16 protein-coding genes and 1 tRNA gene are annotated in these 20,532 nt (G+C 71.4%); 8 read left to right on the top strand and 9 right to left on the bottom strand.

Going from position 1 to position 20,532, the window contains the following annotated elements; translation table 11 throughout:
• Positions 1 to 88 precede the first annotated feature (88 nt).
• Positions 89 to 1,639, top strand: coding sequence for an asparagine synthetase B family protein (locus FM125_RS11555; protein ID WP_143745349.1), 1,551 nt, complete (start codon positions 89 to 91; stop codon positions 1,637 to 1,639).
• A gap of 97 nt (positions 1,640 to 1,736) precedes the next feature.
• On the opposite strand, the gene FM125_RS11550 is transcribed toward FM125_RS11555, so the two are convergent.
• Positions 1,737 to 4,097, bottom strand: a complete 2,361-nt coding sequence (locus FM125_RS11550) for an MMPL family transporter (protein ID WP_087134741.1) — start codon at positions 4,095 to 4,097, stop codon at positions 1,737 to 1,739.
• A 64-nt stretch (positions 4,098 to 4,161) separates the two neighbouring features.
• On the opposite strand from FM125_RS11550, the gene FM125_RS11545 reads away from it, so the two are divergent.
• The 5 genes from FM125_RS11545 (at position 4,162) to FM125_RS11525 (ending at position 10,201) form a co-directional block, all read left to right on the top strand.
• On the top strand, positions 4,162 to 4,683 hold the full coding sequence (locus FM125_RS11545; RefSeq protein ID WP_245830048.1) for a MarR family winged helix-turn-helix transcriptional regulator: 522 nt from the start codon (positions 4,162 to 4,164) through the stop codon (positions 4,681 to 4,683).
• Positions 4,684 to 4,685: 2 nt separating this feature from the next.
• The gene (locus tag FM125_RS11540; RefSeq protein WP_087134757.1) at positions 4,686 to 5,231 is read left to right on the top strand and encodes a nucleoside/nucleotide kinase family protein; all 546 of its coding nucleotides are present in this window, start codon (positions 4,686 to 4,688) and stop codon (positions 5,229 to 5,231) included.
• 171 nt (positions 5,232 to 5,402) lie between these two features.
• On the top strand, positions 5,403 to 8,696 hold the full coding sequence (locus FM125_RS11535; protein WP_087134737.1) for an MMPL family transporter: 3,294 nt from the start codon (positions 5,403 to 5,405) through the stop codon (positions 8,694 to 8,696).
• 100 nt (positions 8,697 to 8,796) lie between these two features.
• Positions 8,797 to 9,774 carry an aminotransferase class IV gene (locus FM125_RS11530; RefSeq protein ID WP_087134735.1) on the top strand — a complete coding sequence of 326 codons (978 nt, stop codon included), beginning with the start codon at positions 8,797 to 8,799 and terminating at the stop codon, positions 9,772 to 9,774.
• 148 nt (positions 9,775 to 9,922) lie between these two features.
• On the top strand, positions 9,923 to 10,201 hold the full coding sequence (locus tag FM125_RS11525) for a DUF4235 domain-containing protein (RefSeq protein WP_067189639.1): 279 nt from the start codon (positions 9,923 to 9,925) through the stop codon (positions 10,199 to 10,201).
• A 127-nt stretch (positions 10,202 to 10,328) separates the two neighbouring features.
• Here the strand turns inward: FM125_RS11525 and mnhG are convergent, their stop codons facing one another.
• Genes mnhG through dcd form a run of 8 tightly spaced genes read right to left on the bottom strand, consistent with a single transcriptional unit; the run spans position 10,329 to position 19,134 of the window.
• Positions 10,329 to 10,790 (bottom strand): monovalent cation/H(+) antiporter subunit G, encoded by a 462-nt coding sequence (gene mnhG / locus FM125_RS11520; protein WP_087134733.1) that lies wholly within the window; start codon positions 10,788 to 10,790, stop codon positions 10,329 to 10,331.
• On the bottom strand, positions 10,783 to 11,154 hold the full coding sequence (locus FM125_RS11515) for an MrpF/PhaF family protein (protein WP_087134731.1): 372 nt from the start codon (positions 11,152 to 11,154) through the stop codon (positions 10,783 to 10,785). Before FM125_RS11515 ends, mnhG begins: the two co-directional genes overlap by 8 nt.
• Entirely contained in the window at positions 11,151 to 11,816 is a 666-nt protein-coding gene (locus FM125_RS11510; protein ID WP_087134729.1) for a Na+/H+ antiporter subunit E, read from the bottom strand. The genes FM125_RS11515 and FM125_RS11510 overlap by 4 nt, the downstream gene beginning before the upstream one ends.
• Positions 11,803 to 13,431, bottom strand: coding sequence for a Na+/H+ antiporter subunit D (locus FM125_RS11505; protein ID WP_180525538.1), 1,629 nt, complete (start codon positions 13,429 to 13,431; stop codon positions 11,803 to 11,805). The genes FM125_RS11510 and FM125_RS11505 overlap by 14 nt, the downstream gene beginning before the upstream one ends.
• A gap of 2 nt (positions 13,432 to 13,433) precedes the next feature.
• Positions 13,434 to 14,030, bottom strand: a complete 597-nt coding sequence (locus FM125_RS11500; protein WP_087134728.1) for a Na(+)/H(+) antiporter subunit C — start codon at positions 14,028 to 14,030, stop codon at positions 13,434 to 13,436.
• Positions 14,027 to 17,206 carry a Na+/H+ antiporter subunit A gene (locus FM125_RS11495; protein WP_087134726.1) on the bottom strand — a complete coding sequence of 1,060 codons (3,180 nt, stop codon included), beginning with the start codon at positions 17,204 to 17,206 and terminating at the stop codon, positions 14,027 to 14,029. Before FM125_RS11495 ends, FM125_RS11500 begins: the two co-directional genes overlap by 4 nt.
• A gap of 40 nt (positions 17,207 to 17,246) precedes the next feature.
• Positions 17,247 to 18,548: an MFS transporter gene (locus FM125_RS11490; RefSeq protein WP_425435848.1), complete on the bottom strand. Its 1,302-nt coding sequence runs from the start codon at positions 18,546 to 18,548 to the stop codon at positions 17,247 to 17,249.
• A 4-nt stretch (positions 18,549 to 18,552) separates the two neighbouring features.
• Positions 18,553 to 19,134 (bottom strand): dCTP deaminase, encoded by a 582-nt coding sequence (gene dcd, locus FM125_RS11485; RefSeq protein ID WP_067189675.1) that lies wholly within the window; start codon positions 19,132 to 19,134, stop codon positions 18,553 to 18,555.
• Positions 19,135 to 19,243: 109 nt separating this feature from the next.
• On the opposite strand from dcd, the gene FM125_RS11480 reads away from it, so the two are divergent.
• Together FM125_RS11480 and FM125_RS11475 are read left to right on the top strand one after the other, a co-directional pair.
• Positions 19,244 to 19,314 (top strand) — tRNA-Gly (locus FM125_RS11480).
• 79 nt (positions 19,315 to 19,393) lie between these two features.
• Complete coding sequence (locus tag FM125_RS11475) at positions 19,394 to 20,395, top strand: AEC family transporter (protein ID WP_087134751.1); 1,002 nt, start codon at positions 19,394 to 19,396, stop codon at positions 20,393 to 20,395.
• Positions 20,396 to 20,532 lie beyond the last annotated feature (137 nt).

The raw sequence follows: 20,532 nt of genomic DNA, 5'->3' as shown, positions 1-20,532 counted from the left end.
TCGCAGTGTCGGCGCACAGGTGCTGACTAGACTTCTGAAGATCGGACCCGCAACCCAGGAGTGACACGTGTTCATCCTCTCGAGTCGCATGCGACCCACAGAGCAGTTCGAGGGATACGCCTTCGTCGGCACGGACTACGTGCACGGGCCCGCGGGCATGGCCGCGTATCGCGCGCGCACCGGCCGCACCGTCGGCCCCGGCGAGGACGGCTGCTACGTGGTCGCACGCCGGGCGGGCAGGCTCTTCGGCCGCCGCTTCGAGGTGGGCACGGACGCCAGCGGTCTGGGCCGTCTCTTCCTCTACCGCAGCGGCGACGAATGGGCGCTCGGCTCCTCCTACAGCGGGCTGGTGGAGCACCTGCGCGCCGAGGGCATGACGCTCACGCCCCGGCTCGGCAGGCTCCGTCCGTTCGCCCTCCGCCAGACGCTGACCATGCAGCTGTCCACCTTCCAGACGCCGTTCGACGAGATCCGACTCCTGCCGGTCGGCACCGTCGCGGTGATCCGCGGGGGCGTCCTCGTGCTCGAGCGCGCCCCCGAGCTCGAGCCGCTCGAGTACGAGGCGGCGCTCCAGCAGTACCTCGACGTCTGGCGCGGGCGCACCCGCACCCTGCTCGCGGACCCGCGGGTCACCTTCACCGCGGACCTCAGCGGCGGCGTGGACTCCCGCACGGTGTTCGCGTTCCTCCTCGAGTCCGGCCTGTTCCGCACGGACTCGGACCGGTTCTGGCTGCACTCGGGCGTCAACCAGAAGGAGGACCTGGCCGTCGCGAAGGGGATCGCCGAGGCCCACGGCCTGACGGTGAACGGCCCCAAGCCGCCCTCCCGCACCCTGATCTCCGGGTCCCGCGCCTACCGCCACTGGCGGGAGAACAGCCTCGGCGTGTACACCCCGGTCTACATGTCCTCGACGTTCCAGAACCCGTTCGAGGTGCATGCACACGGCGGCGGTGGCGGCACCATCAAGCAGTACTACCGGCATGCCGAGCCGCTGCGCCTGCTGGAGCCGCTCGAGGGGAAGATGCCCGCCGCCGACTTCGCCCTCTGGCAGGAGGAGATGGCCACCACGCAGGAGCAGCTGAAGCAGATCGCCCCGGGCGTCGTGCCGAGCATCCAGCACTACCTCGAGTTCCGGAACCGCTTCCACTTCGGCCACATCCCGAAGGCCCGCCCGCTGTTCATGCCGCTCAACTCGAAGTACGCCATCCGGGCGCTGACCGCCCTCCCGCAGGACGTGCGCCGCCGCTTCTACTTCGACGTCATGGAGTCCCTGGTCCCCGGGCTCAAGGACGTGGACTACGACAGCGCCCGCAAGGCACCCACCGCGCAGGAGCTCGAGAGCCTGGTCGTCCTGCCCGCCTCGGACCGTCTCGCCGCCGGCACGGCCTACGGCGACGACACGGTCGAGGCAGCCGACCCGGACGATCCCCTGTCCGCCGGCTTCCAGCGCTGGCTGCAGGACATCGACCGGGCCGCCGCCCGCCCGGAGGTGCGTCGCTTCATCATGGGCCGCGCCATGGCGCGCACAGACCGCACAGTGGAGGCCCTGCGCGCGCTGGGCAAGCCCTTCCACTCCCACTCTGGTCACTCCGTGGCACTGTCCCACCTGCTGATGGTGGACTTCACCCTCGGCGACTGACCGACGCCCCACGCCCGCCGTGGCGGGACGACGACGGCCCGCACCCTCTCCGCGGTGGGCGCGGGCCGTCGTCGGGAAGGGCGCGGCAGGACCCGGGTCAGGCGGCCTCGGCGGGCCACCAGACCTTCGGGCCGATGTCACGCACGAGCGCGGGGATCAGCAGGGTGCGGACCACGAGGGTGTCCAGCAGCACGCCGAAGGCCACGATGAACCCGAGCTGCACCATGAACATCAGCGGGATCACGGCCAGCGCCGCGAACGTCGCCGCGAGCACCACGCCGGCGGAGGTGATGACGCCACCGGTGACCGTGAGCGCCTTGAGGACTCCGGCCCGGGTGCCGACCACGTCCGCCTCCTCGCGCGTGCGGGTCATGAGGAAGATCGTGTAGTCCACGCCGAGCGCCACGAGGAACACGAAGCCGTACAGCGGCACGGTCGGGTCCGCCCCCGGATACTCGAAGACGTGGTTGAACACGAGCGCCGAGACTCCCATCGCGGTGCCGAAGCTGATGACGGTGGCCGCCACCAGCAGGACGGCTGCCAGCACGGAGCGGAGCAGCACCATCAGGATGAGCAGCACCACCACCAGCACCAGCGGGATGATGACCACGAGGTCGCGCTGGGCGGTGTCGTTGGTGTCCAGCGCCTCGGCCGCGGTGCCGCCCACGAGGGTGTCGCCCGGGATGCCCTGCAGCTCGGTGCGGATCGTCTCGATGGTCTGCTGCGCCTCGAGGGACTCGGCCGGGTCGGCCAGGGTCACGGAGAACAGCACGTCGCCATCCACCTCGAGCGGCGGCAGGTCCCTCGGCGGGGTCTCCGCCGGGGCACCGCCCTCAGCCTCGAGCTGGACCTCGGCGACGCCGTCGGTGCCCTCGAGGATCTCCTGTACGCGGTCGCGCTCGTCCACCGGCACCACGATGTTCGCCGGGGAGCCGGAGCCGGCGGCGAAGTGCTCCGAGAGCACGGCCTGGCCGGCCTTCGCGTCGGACTCGCCCAGGATCACGTCGGTCTGGGAGACGCCCGAGGCGTTGAGCTGGGTGATGCCGGCGGCCACGGCGAGCAGCACGGCGGCGGTGACGATCCAGACCGCGCGGGCGTGGCGGGCCACGAAGGCGGCCGAGCGCGTCCAGATCCCATGGTCGTTCTCGAGGCCGGCGATCGGACGGCCCTCGGCGTCCTTCGGCTGGCGGTAGGACCTGCCCTCGGCTGCCAGCGCCTCCCTGCGGGCGCGGGCGTTCGCCGGTGACGGGATGTTCGGCCAGAAGGCGACACGGCCGAGCAGCTGGAGGATCCCCGGAAGCATGGTGAGCGCGGCGAGCCAGGCGAAGAGGATTCCGGAGGCGGCGATCGGGCCGAGCGAGCGGTTCGAGTTCAGATCGGAGAACAGCAGGCAGAGCAGGGCGATCGCCACGGTGGACGCCGAGGCGGTGATGGCGCCGAAACTGCCGCGGACCGCCGCCACGAGGGCGTCGAACACGTGCTCGCGGACCAGCAGCTCCTCGCGGTGGCGGGCTACCAGGAGCAGGCAGTAGTCCGTGGAGGCGCCGATCACGAGGATCGAGAGGATGCCCTGGGACTGGCCGTTGAGCTGGATCCAGTCCCAGCGGGCCATCCAGTACACGGCCACGATCGCGGCGCACAACGCACCCATGGCGGTCAGCAGCACGACGATCGGCAGCAGCACCGAGCGGTACACGACCACGAGGATCACGAACACCACCGTCAGTGCGACGGCGAGCAGGATGCCGTCGATGCCGGCGAACGCGCCGCCCAGGTCCGAGGCCAGGCCGGCCGGGCCGGTCACGTGCCACTGCGTGTCCGCCAGCGAGGAGTCCTGCACGGCGGGGTCGTCCGCGGTGGTCTGGGCCAGCACGGTGCGCAGCTGATCCACCACGGAGTCGAGCTCGGGCGCCCCGTCCGAGGTGTCCACGAGGGCGATGAGCTGCACCGCCCCGCCGTCCTCGCTCGGGAACGGGCCCACGACCTCCTGCACACCCTCGACGTCCTTCAGGGCGCCGGTGAGCGCTTCGACGGCGGGGGCGTCCGCTTGGGGATCGACGTCCGCCTCGCCCGCGACGACTGCCGGCACGGCTTCGCCCTGACGGAACTTCGCGGCCTCCTCGGAGGCGAGCGTGGACTCGGCGCCCGCCGGCAGGAAGGTCGCCTGGTCGTTGGAGGAGACCTCGGAGATCGTGCCGAACGTCGGGCCGCCGAAGCCCATCGCCGCGAACCACAGGACGGACAGGATCACGGCCAGGCCGGTGCGCAGGCCTGCTGACGGGCGCTTCGCACCTGTCAGCGGGGCGGGCGCGCCGGGCTCGGCGCCCGCGTGTCGGCCGTCCGCGGCCGGGTCGTCTGCGGGGGCTGTCCCCCGGCGTCCGGCACGGGCCGGCGGAGAACGGTACTCGTCGAGAGGTGAGGCAGCGGAGGCGTCCGAACCGGGCGCGCGTGAAGGCATGGGACAACCCTACGGTGGTTCGACCGTCAAACCAACTGGATGTGGGCGAGTAGACTCCAGGGCTGTGAACTCCGCGTCCGACCCTCACGACCCCCTGCATGCGGTGACGACCGCCCTGCGGGACTTCGGGGAGAGCGCGGACCGGATGGTGGACCTGGCCGGACGCGCCGTCGGGCTCTACCGCACGGACCTGCGCGCCCTGAGCATCCTCATGCGCCGCGCCTCTGCCGGTCTGGAGACCAGCGCCTCGGACCTCGGCGGCCACCTGCGCCTCACCAAGCCCGCGACGACCGCTGTGGTGGACCGGCTCGTCGAGTCCGGCCACGCCACCCGCGCACGTTCCCAGCAGGACCGCCGCCGCGTGCTGGTCCACCACACCGACTCCGCCGTCCGCGACGGCATGGCGGCCTTCGCCCCCATGGGCGGCGCGCTGCGCGCCGCCCTCGCGGACTTCACCGACGAGGAGCTGCGGACGGCCCTGCAGGTCATCCGCACCGCGACCGCCTCGCTCACCGAGCTCGAGTCGACCCTCCCCGCACAGGACTCCGCCGCGGAGCCCCGGGAAGACGCCCGAGAGGCCTCGTGAACGTGAGCAGGACACCTGACTCGGACGGCCGCGCCGCCCCGTCCCACGGCCCCGTCCTGGTCGGCGTGGACGGCCGCTCCGGCTCCGGGAAGACCACCCTCGCGGCCGCACTCGTCGACCGGCTCTCGCCGTTCGCCGAGGTCCGCCTGCTCGCCCTCGAGCAGATGTACCCCGGCTGGGACGGCCTGGCGGCCGTCACCGACGACGACGGGCCCTACGTGGCTGCGCTGCGTCGCCTGGCGGCGGGGGCGCCTGCCGACGTGCCCACCTGGGACTGGCACGAGGGCCGGCCCGGCCCACGGCGGACCGTGGCGCCGGCCGACGTGGTGGTCTGCGAGGGGGTCGGCGCGCTCTGCCACGGCGCCCGCGGCCTGCTGACCCTCGGCGTCTGGGTGGATGCCGACGACGCCGACCGGCGCACCCTCGCCCTCGCCCGCGACGGCGAGGTCTATGCCCCGCACTGGAACCGCTGGGCGGCGCAGGAGGAGCGTTACCTGACGGACCACTCCCCCGCGCACGCCGCCGGCCTGCGGGTGCGCCTGCACTGAGCCGAGACCATCCCTGGACGGGATCTGATCTGGGACGATGTGGGCGAAGTCACCTGATGCGCCACCCCATTAGCGGAGCACAGCGCTCCGCTTATGAATATAGTGGGAGCGGCGACCTGTCCGCCGCCTCGCGCCTGACACACGTCTCGTCACGGAAGGCCTCCCCTCCTCATGGCAAAGCTCCTGTACCGCCTCGGCATCGCCTCGGCGCGGCGCCCGTTCGTCGCGATCGTCGCCTGGCTCGTGGCCCTCGCCCTCGCCGTCGGCTCCTTCCTCGCCTTCGGCGGCACCCTGTCCTCCGCCGTGGACATCCCGAACACGCGCACAGCGCAGCTGACGGACCGCCTCGAGCGCGAGTTCCCGGACGCGGCGAAGGGCTCGGGCAGCGTCGTCTTCGCCACCGAGGACGGCTCTGCGTTCACCCGGTCCCAGCGCCAGGAGATCGCCAAGCTGATGAAGGAGGTCGAGGGCGTCGACGTCGTGGACGAGACGCAGAACCCGTTCGCCCTCCAGAAGGAGCTGGACGACGCGAAGACCCAGGTCACCGACGGCAGGCAGGAGCTGGAGAAGGGCGAGAAGCGGGTCTCCGACGGCAAGGAGCAGATCGCCGACGGCAAGACCCAGCTGGCCGAGGGCGAGAAGCAGATCGAGGACAACCAGGCCCAGCTCGACGACGCGAAGACCCAGCTCGACGAGGCCGAGCCGCAGATCACCTCCGGCAAGGCCGAGCTGGACTCCGCCAAGGAACAGCTGGACGCCGGCAAGGCCGAGCTCGACGCCGCCAAGGAGCAGCTGGACGCCGGCCGTGCCGAGCTCGACTCCTCCAAGCAGCAGCTCGACGCCGGCCAGGCCGAGCTGGACTCCAAGGCGCAGGAGCTCGAGCAGGGCGAACAGCAGCTGGAGGCCGGGCAGGCCGAGCTCGATGCCGGGCAGGCCGAGCTCGAGAAGTCCACGCCGCAGCTGGACGCTGCGAAGGCCGAGCTCGACTCCTCGAAGCAGCAGCTCGACGCCGGCCAGGCCCAGCTGGACGCCGCCAAGGAACAGGCGATCGCCCAGGGCATGACCGAGAAGCAGGCCGAGCAGCAGTTCGCTGACCAGCAGGCCGAGCTGGATGCCGGCCGGCAGCAGTACGAGCAGGGCCTCGCCCGGTGGGAGGCCGGCCAGGCCGAGTACGAGCAGGGCGCCCGGCGCATCGAGGCCGGCCGCGCCGAGCTCGAGCAGTCCCGTACCCAGCTCGAGCAGGGCCGCGCCCAGCTGGAGCAGGGCCGCGCCGAGCTCGAGGCCGGCCGCCAGCAGTACGAGCAGGGCGAGGCCGAGTGGCAGGCCGGCAAGGCCGAGTACGACCGTGGTCTGGCCGAGTGGCAGGCCGGCAAGGCCGAGTACGACTCCGGCCGCGCCCAGTGGCAGCAGGGGCAGGAGCAGCTCGACGCCGGCAAGGCCGAGCTCAAGTCCAAGAAGGAGCAGCTCGCCCAGGCCGAGCAGGACCTCGCCGAGGGCGAGCGCCGGATCGAACAGAACCGCCCGCAGCTCGAACGCGGCGAACGCACCCTCGCCCTCACCGAGGACTTCCGAGCGGTCTCCGAGAAGGGCGACGTGGCCATGGGCCGCGTGGTCTTCGGCATGCCGACCATGGACCTGGAGACCGAGCAGAAGGAGGAGGTCACCTCCCTGCTGACCGACGCGGACATCGAGGGCGTGGACATCTACCCGGACCAGCAGCTCAACGCGTCCGTTCCGCAGGTGATGGGCCCGGCCGAGGTGGTCGGCCTGATCGTCGCCGCCATCGTGCTGGTGATCATGCTCGGCACGCTGGCCGCGGCCGGCCTGCCCCTGCTCAACGCCCTGATCGGCGTGGGTGTGGGCGTCGCCGGCGCCCTGGCCTTCTCCGGCGTCGTGGAGATGATGTCCGTGACCCCGGTGCTGGGCATCATGCTCGGTCTTGCCGTGGGCATCGACTACGCACTGTTCATCGTCAACCGCCACCGGCAGCAGCTGAAGGCCGGCATGCCCGTGCACGAGTCCATCGGCCTGGCCAACGGCACCTCCGGCAACGCGGTGGTGTTCGCGGGCCTGACCGTGATCATCGCCCTGGCCGCGCTGAACGTCACCGGCATCCCGTTCCTGGGCCTGATGGGCACGGTGGCCGCGGCCTGCGTGGCGATCGCCGTACTGGTCGCCGTGACCCTGACCCCGGCTCTGCTGGCCCTGATCGGGCCGAAGGCGCTGAACAAGAAGGAGCGCGCCCGCGTGGAGGCCGGGGAGCTGCAGCCGCTGCACGGTGACAAGCCGACCCGCGGCGGAGCCAAGCGCACCCGGATGTCCACCGGATCCGCGGTCGTGACCTCGCTCGCGGCGATCGTGGCCCTGGTGGTGATCGCCCTTCCGTTCGGCTCCATGCGCCTGGGCCTGCCCGACGGCGGCTCCGAGCCGGTCGGTTCCAGCTCCGAGCGCGCCTACACGCTCACCGGCGAGGCCTTCGGCGACGGCTACAACGGCCCGCTCGTGGTGACCGCGGACCTGCCGAAGGGCCTGTCCGGGGACGAGGCCTCGGACCTGCAGCTCACGGTCGCCGAGCAGGTGGCGCAGATGGACCACGTGAAGGCGGCGGTGCCCGCGGCCCTGAACGGGGACCGCTCGCTCGCCATGATCCAGGTCATCCCGGAGGAGGGTCCGAACGCGATCTCCACCGAGGAGCTCGTGCAGACCCTGCGCTCCACCGAGGCGGCGGGCGAGGCCACCGGCCTCGACGTGGCCGGCGTGACCAGCGGATTCATCGACGTCTCTGCGAAGCTCTCCGATGCCCTGCCGCTGTACCTCACCCTGGTGGTGGGCCTGTCCCTGGTCATCATGGTGCTGGTGTTCCGGTCCCTGCTGGTCCCGCTGATCGCCACCGGCGGCTTCATCCTCTCGGTGTTCACCGCGATGGGCGCGGTCGTGGCCATCTACCAGTGGGGCTGGCTCAGCTCGATCTTCGGCGTGCACTCCCCGGGCCCGGTGCTCAGCTTCCTGCCGACCATCATGATCGGCGTGCTGTTCGGCCTGGCCATGGACTACCAGCTGTTCATCGCCTCCGGCATGCGCGAGGCCTACGCCCACGGCAAGCCCGCCCGCGAGGCCGTGCTCTCCGGTCTGCGCGCCGGCCGCTCCGTGGTGATCGCCGCCGCGATCATCATGGTCTCGGTGTTCGGCGGCTTCATCTTCGCCCACGACGCGATGATCCGCCCGATCGGCTTCGGCCTCACCGTGGGCGTGCTCTTCGACGCCTTCGTGGTGCGCCTGCTGCTGATGCCGGCGGTCATGCACCTGCTGGGACCGGCGGCCTGGTGGCTGCCGGGCTGGCTGGACCGCATCCTGCCGGACGTGGACGTCGAGGGTGCCAAGCTCGAGGGCGACCACGAGGCCCCGGCCGGGGACCGCACGGTCACCGGTGAGATCCCGCAGGTCCAGAGCCCGCCCACGCACTGATCCTCCCGCCGCCCGGCCCCGCAACAGGCCGCCGGGCACGCGGCACCGACCGACGCCGTCGGACACGTCGCCGCCTGGCCCGGGCACTACCCTGGGGGCCATGAGCACCGTGTCCGGCGGCGTCGCCGCCTCCCGTGAAGTCCTCGTCCTGCTGCGTCCCTCCGGGGTCGCCGGGCTCGTCCCCGAGCTCGCGGACCCCTCGGCCCCGCACCTCACCGTGAAGGACCAGGGCGTGTCCCGCGGCGATGGTCTGTTCGAGACCGCCCTCGCGGCCCCGGGCGAGGACGGCTCGCTGACTGTCCGCAAGCTCGGCGCGCACCTGGGCCGCCTGGGAGGCTCCGCCGAGATCCTCGACCTGCCGGTGCCCTCCCCCGCCCAGTGGCGCCAGGCGATCGACATGGGCCTCGCGGAGTTCGCCCGCTCCTGCCCCGGCACCGCCGCCACCGTGAAGCTCACCGTGACCCGCGGCCCGGAGACGGCCGCAGGCCTCGCCCCGCAGCCCACCGCCTGGGTGCTGCTCACCGCCACGGCCCTGCCGGACCCGTCCGTGCGTCCGGCCGGCCTGCGCGTGCTCCTGCTGAACCGCGGCCTGGACTCCCGGGTGGCCGACAAGGCCCCGTGGCTGCTTGCCGGCGCCAAGACGCTGTCCTACGCGGTGAACATGGCCGCCCTGCGTCACGCCAAGGCCAACGGCGCGGACGACGTCCTGTTCGTGTCCTCGGACGGCCAGCTCCTCGAGGGGCCGACGTCCACAGCGCTGCTCGTCCGCCGCAACGCCGAGGGCCGCCGCGAGCTCGTCACCCCGCTGCGTCAGCAGGGCATCCTCGCCGGCACCTCCCAGGCCGTGGTGTTCGCCGCCGCCGAGCGGGAGGGCTGGCCGCTGGGCTACGGACCGCTGACTCCGGCCGACCTGGAGGGCATCGAGGGCCTGTGGCTGGCCTCCTCCGTGCGCGGGGTGGCCCCGGTGCTCAGTGTGGACGGTGAGCCGCTCCCTGTGGACGACGAGCTGACCGACCGGCTGAACGCGTGGCTCCGCGAGGACCGGGACCCGGGCGCTCACGCCGTCACCGTGGACTGAGCGGCGTCCGCCGGAGCCCTGCGGCCCGCCGCCGCCGACGGGGCGCGTCGCGTGCCGTGCCTGCGCGTGGGCCCCGCCGGTAGGCTGGGGCGCAGACATCCGCCGAACCGACCGTTCCGGCCCCTCGCCCCGAAGGAGAACCCCCTCCATGAACACCGTCCTGCAGAAGCTCCTCGCCACCGGCATCACCATCGCCGGAGGCATGGTCGGCTCGCAGCTGGTCACGACCGGCTGGCGCCTCGCCACCGGCCACGAAGCCCCGCGCGACGCCACCGACGACGAGCTGCCCCTGGTGGAGGCCCTGTCCTTCGCCTTCATCTCGGCCGGCATCTCGGCCCTGATCAAGGTCGCCGGCCAGCGCGGCGCCGGCACCGCCATGCGCCGCTTCGAGGCGAAGACCGCCAAGAGCATCGACAACGAGGTCTGACCCTCACCGAGCCGCTCCTCGGCTCCCGCAGGGAGCCGGAGTGCTCCCACCCGCTGCACGATGACGGCGCGGCACCCCGACCAGGGTGCCGCGCCGTCGTCGTGGTGTCAGGAGGCGGCGGAGGACGTCAGCGGGTCCCGCCGTCCTTCCGGCTCACCGGGGTGTCGACAGGCTTCGGGGCGGAGCCGTCCGGGGAGACCACCGGCTGGGGCGCGGTGTCCGCGGGATGCTCGCTGTGCCGTCCCCGGCGGACGACGTCGGCGAGCTCGTCCCGGTCCAGCAGGTCGCGCTTGACGTGACGGGTGCGGTAGCCGGCACGTGCCACCAGATGGGCGGCCACGGGCGCGGTGATCATCTGCAGCAGCCACGCGAAGAACAGGATGGGCAGCCAGACCCACGACCGCCACACGACGGCCAGGCCGGCGAGCATGAGCAGCAGGCCGAGGACCTGGGGCTTGGCGGCGGCGTGGATGCGGGTGAGCAGGTCCGGGAGCACCGTCAGGCCCACGCCGGCCACGAGCGAGAGGGACGCACCGAGGATCAGCAGCACGGCGGCGACCGTGTCCCAGAGCAGTGCAGTCTCAGCCACGGGGATCCTCCTTCACAGCCGAGGGCGTGCGCGGCGCGTGGTCCGCGGTGGAGGGGTCCGGGCGCATCTGTGCGCCGGCCTCCTGGGCGTGGTCCGGACGGTTGTCCTCCACGAAGCGGGCCAGGGTCACCGAGCCCACGAAGCCGACCATCGAGGCGAGCACGACCAACACGATGGTGTTGGTGTGCCGGTTGACGGCCATCTCCAAGATCAGGGCGCCGGAGAGGACCACGAGCAGGACATCGGAGCCGATGGCCCGGTCCAGCAGGGAGGGGCCACGGACGATGCGGAGGATCGCGCCAACCGCACCGACCGCCAGCAGCAGGCCGGCGACGACGGCGGCGACGAACAGGGGCGTGCTCATCGGCGGTCTGCCTCCTCGGCGTCGGCGAAGGGACGGTGGATGTGCGGCGGATATCGGCGGTACTCGTCCATGTCCTCGTACGGCGGGGCACTGTCCGGGTACCGGCGCACCAGCTCGAGGTCCGCGGCGGACCCGACGGCCCGGATGATGCGCGCCTCCACGCGCAGGGCGTTGCGGCGGATGCTGTCGACGCGCTCCTCACCGGCGGCGTCCAGGCAGTGCAGATACAGGGTGGCGGTGGCGCGGTCCACGTCCGGGACGATCGAGCCGGGCACGAGGGCCAGAGCGTGGCTGGTCAGGGTGACGATCAGGTCGTCGTGGCTGCGCAGGCGGACCTCCACGATGGAGTGCCGGGAGCTGCGGGGCCGGAGGAGGACCACCAGGGAGACGGCGATGGACGCCGCCACCACGTCCTTGAGGAACGTCAGCGTGAACACCAGGATCCCCCAGGGGTGGAAACGCCCGGGGAACTGCACCGGCGGCAGCGGGAGCAGCCGCTTCAGCAGCAGGGAGAACAGCAGGCCCACGAGCATGACGCCCGGGCTGAAGTCCTGCCACAGGGCGCACCAGAGCAGGACCATGAAGACCACCACCGGCCACTGCGTGAGCTCGGCGCGCAGACCGGTGGGGCGGGTCCCTGCGGTCGTGTCAGCGTCCGTCATGGCCCTCCTCCGTCGGGTCGTCCGCCAGGTCATCCGCGGCCTCCTCGGCGGCGGCCTCTCCCAGCACGGCGGTGATGTACGGGGTGCGGTCCATCATGTCCTGGGCCGCGCGGTCCGAGAGGTCGTAGAGCGGCCCGGCGAAGACGGTGAACGCCACGCTCAGCGCGACCAGGCCGGCGGTCGGCAGGACCAGGCCCATGCTCAGCGGCTTGGGTCGGCGGCCAGAGGCCTTGGCCCGTTGATATGCGGAGACCAGCTGCGCCGGCGGGTGCTCGACGTCGTCGATGCGGCGCCAGAAGGCGCGCGCCCAGGCGCGGACCACCACGAGCAGCGTCAAGAGGGACACGATCACGGAGACCGCGACGAGCACCCAGGCCAGCGGGGTGGCCTGCTCGACGCCGCCCGCCAGCAGGCCGATCTTGCCGAAGAAGCCGGAGAACGGCGGGATGCCGGCCAGGTTCATGGCGGGGATGAAGAACAGGACGGCCACCAGGGGCGAGACGAAGGCCAGCGAGCCGAGCCGGTCGATGTTCGCCGTGCCCGCCCGGTTCTCGATGAGGCCGGTGACCAGGAACATGCCGGTCTGCACGGTGATGTGGTGGGCCACGTAGAAGACCGTGGCCGCCAGGCCGAGCTCGGAGGCCAGGCCCAGGCCGAAGATCATGTAGCCGATGTGCGAGACGAGCGTGAAGGAGAGGATTCGCTTCAGGTCCGACTGGGCGAGGGCGCCCAGGATGCCCACCACCATGGTCAGCGCCGCCACGACCATCAGGAGTGCGTTGACGTGCTCTCCCGGGAACAGCAGCGTCTCCGTCCGGATCAGCGCGTAGACGCCGACCTTCGTCAGCAGGCCCGCGAAGACCGCGGTGACGGGGGCGGGGGCGGTCGGGTAGGAGTCGGGCAGCCAGAAGGACAGCGGGAACACCGCCGCCTTGATCGCGAAGCCCACGAGCAGCATCACGTGCAGGACCATCTGGACGTCCGTGGGCAGGTCGCCGAGCTTGCCTGCCAGGTCCGCCATGTTCACGGTGCCGGTGGCCGCGTAGATCATGGCGATCGCCACGAGGAACACCATGGACGAGATCACGGACACCACCACGTAGGTGATGCCGGCCCGGATGCGCTGGCCGGTGCCGCCCAGGGTGAGCAGGACGTAGGAGGCGGTCAGCAGGATCTCAAAGCCCACGTAAAGGTTGAAGAGGTCACCGGCGAGGAAGGCGTTGGACACGCCCGCCACGAGGATCAGGTAGGTGGGGTGGAAGATCGAGACGGGCCCGCCCTCGTCCTCGTCCACCACGCCCTGCGCAGTGGCGTAGAGCAGCACCGCAAGGGTGATGAGCGAGGAGATCACGAGCATCAGCGCGGACAGGCGGTCCACGACGAGGGAGATGCCGATCGGGGGGACCCAGCCGCCGATGTTCACCGCCGCGGCACCCGTCTCCCAGACGACGGCCAGCAGGCCGACGTTGAGCACGAGCGTCAGAGCGAGGGTCAGGATGGTGAGGGTGATCTGCGCGCGCGGACGGCGCACGAGCGTGAAGGTCAGAGCCGCGCCGAGCACGGGCAGCAGGACGGCCAGCGGGGCCAGGTCCGTCAGCGGGGTCGTGCCGAGCATGATCACGGGCGCTCACGCTCCTCACGGACGGTACCGGCCGGGCGGGACCCGTCGGTGACGGCGTGGTCGGCGGACGTGCCCCGGGACCTGCCGGCGGGGTGGCTGCGGCGGGCGGACACCTCGCGGACGGCCTTACGCTCCTCGGAGGTGTGCTCGTAGTCCGCGTTGGGATCGCAGGAGTCGTCCAGGAACTCGGAGGTCTCCTCCTCGAGCTCGGAGTCCTCCTCCGCGTCGAAGGCCTCCTGGGAGGCCACCTTGACGTCTTCGGGGTCCACGGCCACGACGTCCTCGCGGCTGAGCAGCCAGGAGCGGTAGATCATGGCGACCAGGAACGCGGTGACGGCGAAGCCGATGACGATGGCGGTCAGCATGAGCGCTTGCGGCAACGGGTCGGAGTAGGTCGTGGGGTCCTTGCCCTCGATGCGGATCGGGGCGTCGCCGGATCGGCCTCCGGTGATCAGCAGCAGCATGATCGTGGCGTTGGTGATCAGCATGATCCCGAACAGGATGCGGGTCAGGGTGCGCTCGAGCAGCATGTAGATGCCACCGGCGTACATCACGCCCATGGCGACCAGCAGGGCGAGGTCGATGCTCATCATCGTCCGGCCTCCTCGGCGGTCGTCGGGGCGGTGGTCGGGGTGCCGTTGCCGGCGGGGCCCTGCACAGGGGGGCGGCTGCGACCGGCCACGGCACCGGAAGCGCCGGCGCGGCGGTGGCGGCGCCGCCGGTGCATCCGGGCCTTCTCGCGAGCCATGCGGGCCTCGTCGCCGCGGCGGTCGATCTCGGAGCCCAGGGAGCGGAGCACGTCCACGACGAGGCCGATCACCACGAGGTACACGCCGATGTCGAAGACGGTGGCGGTGACGAGCTTGACGTCCCCGAGCAGGAACAGGTCATGGAACTCGACGTACGCGGACTGCAGGACCTGCCCGCCGAAGAACAGCGGGAACAGGCCGGTCAGGGAGGCCAGGGCCAGGCCGGCGCCGAGGAGGACACCCGAGGGGATCCGGATCGCGTTCTGCAGCTCGTAGCGGCCCCCGGCGAGGTAGCGCAGGGTGAGCGCCAGGCCGGCCAGCAGGCCGCCGGCGAAGCCGCCGCCGGGGGTGTTGTGCCCGGCCAGGAGCAGGTACAGGGAGAACAGCACCATCGGGTGGAACATCAGTCGGGCGATGACCTCGAACACGATGGACCGGCGCTCCGGAGCCAGGGTGCGGCCCCCCTCGAGCCAGAAGGAGGAGTCGTTCACCGCGAAGCGGCGCACGGTGGAGAGCACGGCGGTGCCCATGGCGGACTCGGAGGTGATGCGGCCGACCGAGCCGGTCTTCACCTCGGCGAGGGCACGGCCACGACGGTCGCGGTGCTGGAGGAACACCAGGGAGACCACGCCGGTGGCGGCCGCAGCCAGCACCGTGATCTCACCCCAGGTGTCCCAGGCACGGATGTCCACGAGGGTCACGTTGACCACGTTGCTTCCGTAGCCTTCGGCGTAGGCCAGCTCCGGCATGTCCACGGAGATCGGGGCGGCGGTGCGGGCGGCCAGCGCGGTCGCGGCCACCCACATCATCACCAGGGCGAAGGACACGGCGATCAACACCCGGGGCCAGCGGCGGCCGTGGCCCGAGGCGCGCCGGTCCCAGCTGGCCGGCAGGGAGCGCAGGCCGAGCACGAGGGTGACGAGGACGATCGTCTCCACGAGCACCTGGGTGATGGCGAGGTCCGGGGCGCCGCGGAAGGCGAAGATGGCGGCGGCACCGTAGCCGGTGATGGCCACCAGCAGCGCGGCCATGAAACGCCGGTGCGCCTTCACGGCCGCCACGGTACCGACCACGATGGCCAGGACGACGAGGGCCTGTGCCGCGTCCTCGGCCACGACGATCTCCGCCTGGCTCCAGAGGGTCGCCAGAGGCCTCTCATGGCCGCCCACGGGGAAGACCATGAAGTACAGCGGCAACGCCAGGGCCACGGTGAGGATGATGCCCAGGTAGGTGCTCAGCGAGCCGGTCTGCGTGCGGCCGGTGACCCACACGGCGAGCGCATCCAGCTGGTAGATGATCCGCTGGTAGACCTTGGTCGCGTCCCACGGGAACTGGACACGCTCCTGGGCCTGCTCCACGCGGGTGCGCTGCCACGCCAGCAGCAGGCCGAGCCCGATGATCACGGCAGACAGTGCGAGGATCGGAGTCAGTCCGTGCCAGAGAGCGAGGTGGGCCGGCTTCTCGGCGCCGTCGAGCGGGTCCAGGGCACCGGTGTGGGCGGTGATGACCTTCTCGATCGGCCCCGGCATGAACGCCATCGCCACGCAGAGCGCGGTGAGCAGCATGGACGGGCCGATCTCCAGGGCCGTGACCGAGGTGCGGAACGCGGTGGGAGGCACGGGGCGGAGCGTGCCGGTGTCGTCCATCTCGTGCTTGGTGGCGAAGGCGCCCCAGAGGAAGCGGCAGGTGTAGGCCACCGTGAGCACGGAGCCGAGCGAGAGGAACACGAGAGGGCTCCAGGCCCACACGGTCCCGTGGTGCTCGGCGGTGTGCTGGGCCGCCTCCAACACGGACTCCTTGGCCACGAAGCCGAACAGCGGGGGCAGGCCGGCCATGGAGGCGGCGGCCACGGCACTCATGCCCGCGAGCATCGGGTGGCTCCGGCCGATCCCGGAGAGCGTCCGGACGTCACGGGTGCCGGTCTCATGGTCGATGATGCCGACCACCATGAACAGCGGCGCCTTGAACAGGGTGTGGGCGATCAGCATCGCCAGGCCGGCCATGGCGGCGTCCCGTGTGCCGAAGCCGTTGGAGACCATCAGGAAGCCGAGCTGGGAGACGGTGCCATAGGCCAGGACGAGCTTGATGTCCGTTTGACGCAGGGCCCGGTAGCCGCCGACCAGCAGGGTGGCCAGGCCGACGCCGGTCACGAGCATCTGCCAGCTCATCAGGCCGGCGTACGCCGGGGCGAGGCGGGCGACGAGGAAGACGCCGGCCTTCACCATCGCCGCGGCGTGCAGGTAGGCGGAGACGGGGGTGGGCGCGGCCATCGCCGCCGGCAGCCAGAAGTGGAACGGGATCTGCGCGGACTTGGTCAGCGCGCCGATGAGCACGAGCGCCACCGCCCACTCGGCGTAGCCGCGCAGGGCCGGGTCCGCCAGAAGCTCCGGGGCCGCGGCGAGCACGCCGGAGACCTTCCAGGAGCCGGCCTGGACGCCGAGCATCAGCAGGCCGACGAGCATGGCCAGGCCGCCGAAGGTGGTGACGATCAGCGCCTGGATGGCGGAGCGACGGGCGAAGATGCGCTGCCCTGCGTAGCCGATGAGCAGGAAGGACAGGACCGAGGTGATCTCCCAGAAGGTGTAGAGCACCATCAGGTCGTCCGTGGTGACCAGGCCGAACATCGCTCCGGCGAAGGCCAGCAGCTGGCTGCCGAACGCGGCGTCCTTCGGTTCGTGCTCCCGGAAGTAGCGGGCGCAGTAGGCCAGCACGAGCGCGCCGACGCCCAGCACGATCAGGGACATGAACGCGGAGAGCGCGTCCATGCGGAAGCTGAGGGAGATGTCCAGGAACGGAACCCAGGGGATCTCCCGGACGAGGCCGTCCGCCTGCGCCGGGACGTCCGTTCCTGCGTCGATCGCGGACTGGAGCGCGAAGACGTCCGGCATGCGCGTCAGCAGCCAGACGAAACCGGCGGCCGGGACGGCGGCGAGGACGTAGAACCCCTCACGCCCGGTGAAGCGGAAGATCCAGGGCGCCACCATGGCGACCGCGAACAGGGCGATCAGGGTGACGAGCATGGGGCCCCTTCGGCATCAGCGGGCGAGGGTCTCGTCTATATTACCGGTGCGGTTCCACCTCTTCGACCGGACGGCGGGGGGTGTTCACTCTCAGCAACAAGACTCCACCGGCCAGGATGACCAGCACGATGGTCGGGATGATCCAGCGCTGGTCGCCGGTGAGCGCCAGGGCCACAGAGGACAGAGCCGGCGTGATGAAGCCGACCGCACGGCCGGTGGTGGCGTAGAGGCCGAACAGCTCGCCCGCGGTCTGCGGGGTGGTCAGCCGGCCGAGGAACGCGCGGGAGGAGGACTGCACCGGCCCCACGAACAGGCAGAGGATCAGACCTCCGATCCAGAACGCTCGCGGCCCCTCGGAGAAGAACAGGCCCACGGCCGTGGCGCACATGGCCCCGATCGATCCGAGGATCACCGCGCGCGGACCGAACCGGTCATCCAGCCAGCCGCCGGCGAAGGCGCCCGCGGCGGCCACCACGTTCGCCACGATCGCGAAGACGATCACGTCGCCGTCGGCGATCCCGAAGACCGTGGTACCGAGGGCCCCGCCGTAGAGGAAGACCGCACCGACGCCGTCGCGGAAGACGGCGGAGGCGATGAGGAACTTCAGGGTGTTGCGGTCCTCCCGCCACAGGCGGCACAGTCGCTCCCAGAGCGCCCGGTAGGAGCCCAGCACGGTCTCGGCCGGCGCGCCGGCACCCTCCTGTCGGGCCGCCGTCGGGCTGGGCACGGCGAACAGGACCGGGAGGGAGAAGACCAGGAACCAGACGGCGGCCACCACGGCCACGGCGCGGATGTTGAGGGACTGCTCGTGCGGGATGCCGAACCAGGCGGCGTCGCCGGAGACGAAGCCGACGTACACGATGAGCAGCAGCACGATGCCGCCGAGGTAGCCGGCGCCCCAGCCGATGCCGGAGATCCGTCCGACGGTCTTCCGGGTGGAGATCTGCACGAGGATCGCGTTGATCTGCACCTCGGCGAATTCGAAGAAGACGGTGCCGATGCTCAGCAGCACCACGCCGAGCAGCAGGTACTGCTCGTGCGGGGCCACGAAGAAGCTCAGGCCCGTCACCGCGATCACCACCGCCGTGTTCAGCGCCAGCCACAGCTTGCGGCGTCCGCCCTGGTCCGCGCGGCGTCCCAGCACCGGCGCGGTGAGTGCCACGATGATGCCGGCCACCGCCATGCCGCGGGAGAGCCACTCGGTGCCGCGGGCGTCCGCCCCGAAGGCCTCGGAGGACAGGTAGGTGCCGAAGACGAAGGTGACCATCACCGCGTTGAACGAGGCCGAGCCCCAGTCCCACGCGGCCCAGGCGGCCACCTGCCGCTTGCTCACCGCGGCCACGGTCTCAGCCCTCGATGACGGTGCGGTGGAAGTTCAGGTGCGCGCGCGAGGCCGTCGGACCGCGCTGGCCCTGGTAGCGGTTGAGGTACGGGCCGGAGCCGTACGGGTGCTCGGCCGCCGAGGAGAGCCGGAAGAAGCAGAGCTGGCCGACCTTCATGCCCGGCCACAGCTTGATCGGCAGCGTCGCGGTGTTGGACAGCTCCAGGGTCACGTGGCCGGAGAAGCCGGGGTCGATGAAGCCGGCGGTCGAGTGCGTCAGCAGGCCGAGGCGGCCGAGGGAGGATTTGCCCTCCAGGCGCGCGGCGATGTCGTCCGGGAGGGTGACCTTCTCGTAGGTGGCGCCGAGGACGAACTCACCCGGGTGCAGCACGAAGGCCTCCTCCGGGTCCACCTCCACGAGGCGGGTCAGCTCCGGCTGCTCCACCGAGGGGTCGATGTGTGCGTACCGGTGGTTGTCGAAGAGCCGGAAGAAGCGGTCCAGGCGCACGTCGATGGACGCGGGCTGGACGAACGCCGGGTCGTAGGGCTCGAGGGCCACGCGGCCGGCGTCGATCTCGGCACGGAAGTCACGGTCGGAGAGCAGCACGGGTTCACCGTAGCGCAGGAACAGCCTCGATGTGATTCCCATCATGAGACGTGCCCGGGCGGACGCGCACCGGTCGACCGGCCGCGCGGTGTACAGTGGGGAGGCACCTGCGGGCGTAGCTCAATGGTAGAGCGCTTGCTTCCCAAGCAAGATACGCGGGTTCGATTCCCGTCGCCCGCTCTCCGAACCGTTCGGCCCCGGAACCCCACGTGGGTCCGGGGCCGAACGCATGTCCGCCCCTGATGTCGAGGAGGTCCCCGTGGCCGAGGTGCTCTCCGGATTCACCGTCATCTGGGTGATCATCGGCGTCGGATTCCTCACCGGCCGCACCGGCGTGCTGGGCGTCGAGGGACGGACGGTGCTGTCCCGTACCTCGTTCTTCATCGGCTCCCCCGCCCTGCTGTTCACGACCCTGTCCCAGGCGGACGTGACCGCGGTGCTGGGGCCGCAGCTGTGGGTGGCCGCCGCCTCGGCGCTGGTGTGTGCCGCGGTGTTCATGCTCGTGGCGCGGTTCGTGCTGCCGTCCCGGACCGGCTCGGAGCGGGTGATCGCCGGCCTGGGCTCATCCATGGTGAACTCGGCGAACCTGGGCCTGCCGATCGCCGCCTACGTCCTGGGGGATGCCGCCCTGGCCGCCCCGGTGATCCTCTTCCAGCTGGCGATCTACACGCCGCTGTACATCACCGTCTTGGAGGCCGCGCTGGCCGCGGAGTCCCGCCGTACCGCGCTTGCCGACGACGGCCGCTCACCGTCCGCACGCCGCTCCCCCTCCGCCTACGGCCGGTTCCGCCGGGTGGTGAGCCAGCTGGGGCAGACCGCGCGCAACCCGATGATCATCGGCTCGGCCCTCGGCCTGCTCTTCTCCGCCGTCGGCTGGTCCCTGCCGGCACCGCTGTGGGACTCGGTGGAACTGATCGGCGGGTTGTCCATCCCCGCGATGCTCATCGCGTTCGGCATGTCCCTGGCCGACTCCCGGCCGCTGCGGAAGGAGGACGGCCGCATCGGGGACGCCGTGCTGGCCTCGGCCATGAAGCTGGTGGCGCACCCGGTGATCGCGTGGCTGATCGGCGCGTTCGCGGTGGGCCTGGGCAGCCCGGAGCTGATGATCGCGGTGGTGCTGGCGTCCCTGCCCACCGCCCAGAACGTGTTCGTGGCGGCCGTGCGCTACGAGACCGGCGTGGTGGTCGCGAAGGACACCGTCCTGGTGACCACGGTGCTGGCGATCCCGGCCATGATGGTCGTCGCCCTGCTCTTCGCCTGAGACCGGCCCCGGTGGGCATGCTGCACCGCGCCCCACGCCGCGTGCTGAACCGCGTCTTGAACCGCGTCTTGGGGGCAGGACACGGGGTTCAGATGTGATCTCAACACCGTGTCTGCCCCTCACTTTCCTGGGGCGGC

Source organism: Micrococcus lylae (genome assembly GCF_900163825.1).
Lineage (GTDB): Bacteria > Actinomycetota > Actinomycetes > Actinomycetales > Micrococcaceae > Micrococcus > Micrococcus lylae.
Note: the sequence above shows the minus strand (reverse complement) of the source record. Positions and strands in the feature narration are given on the sequence as shown.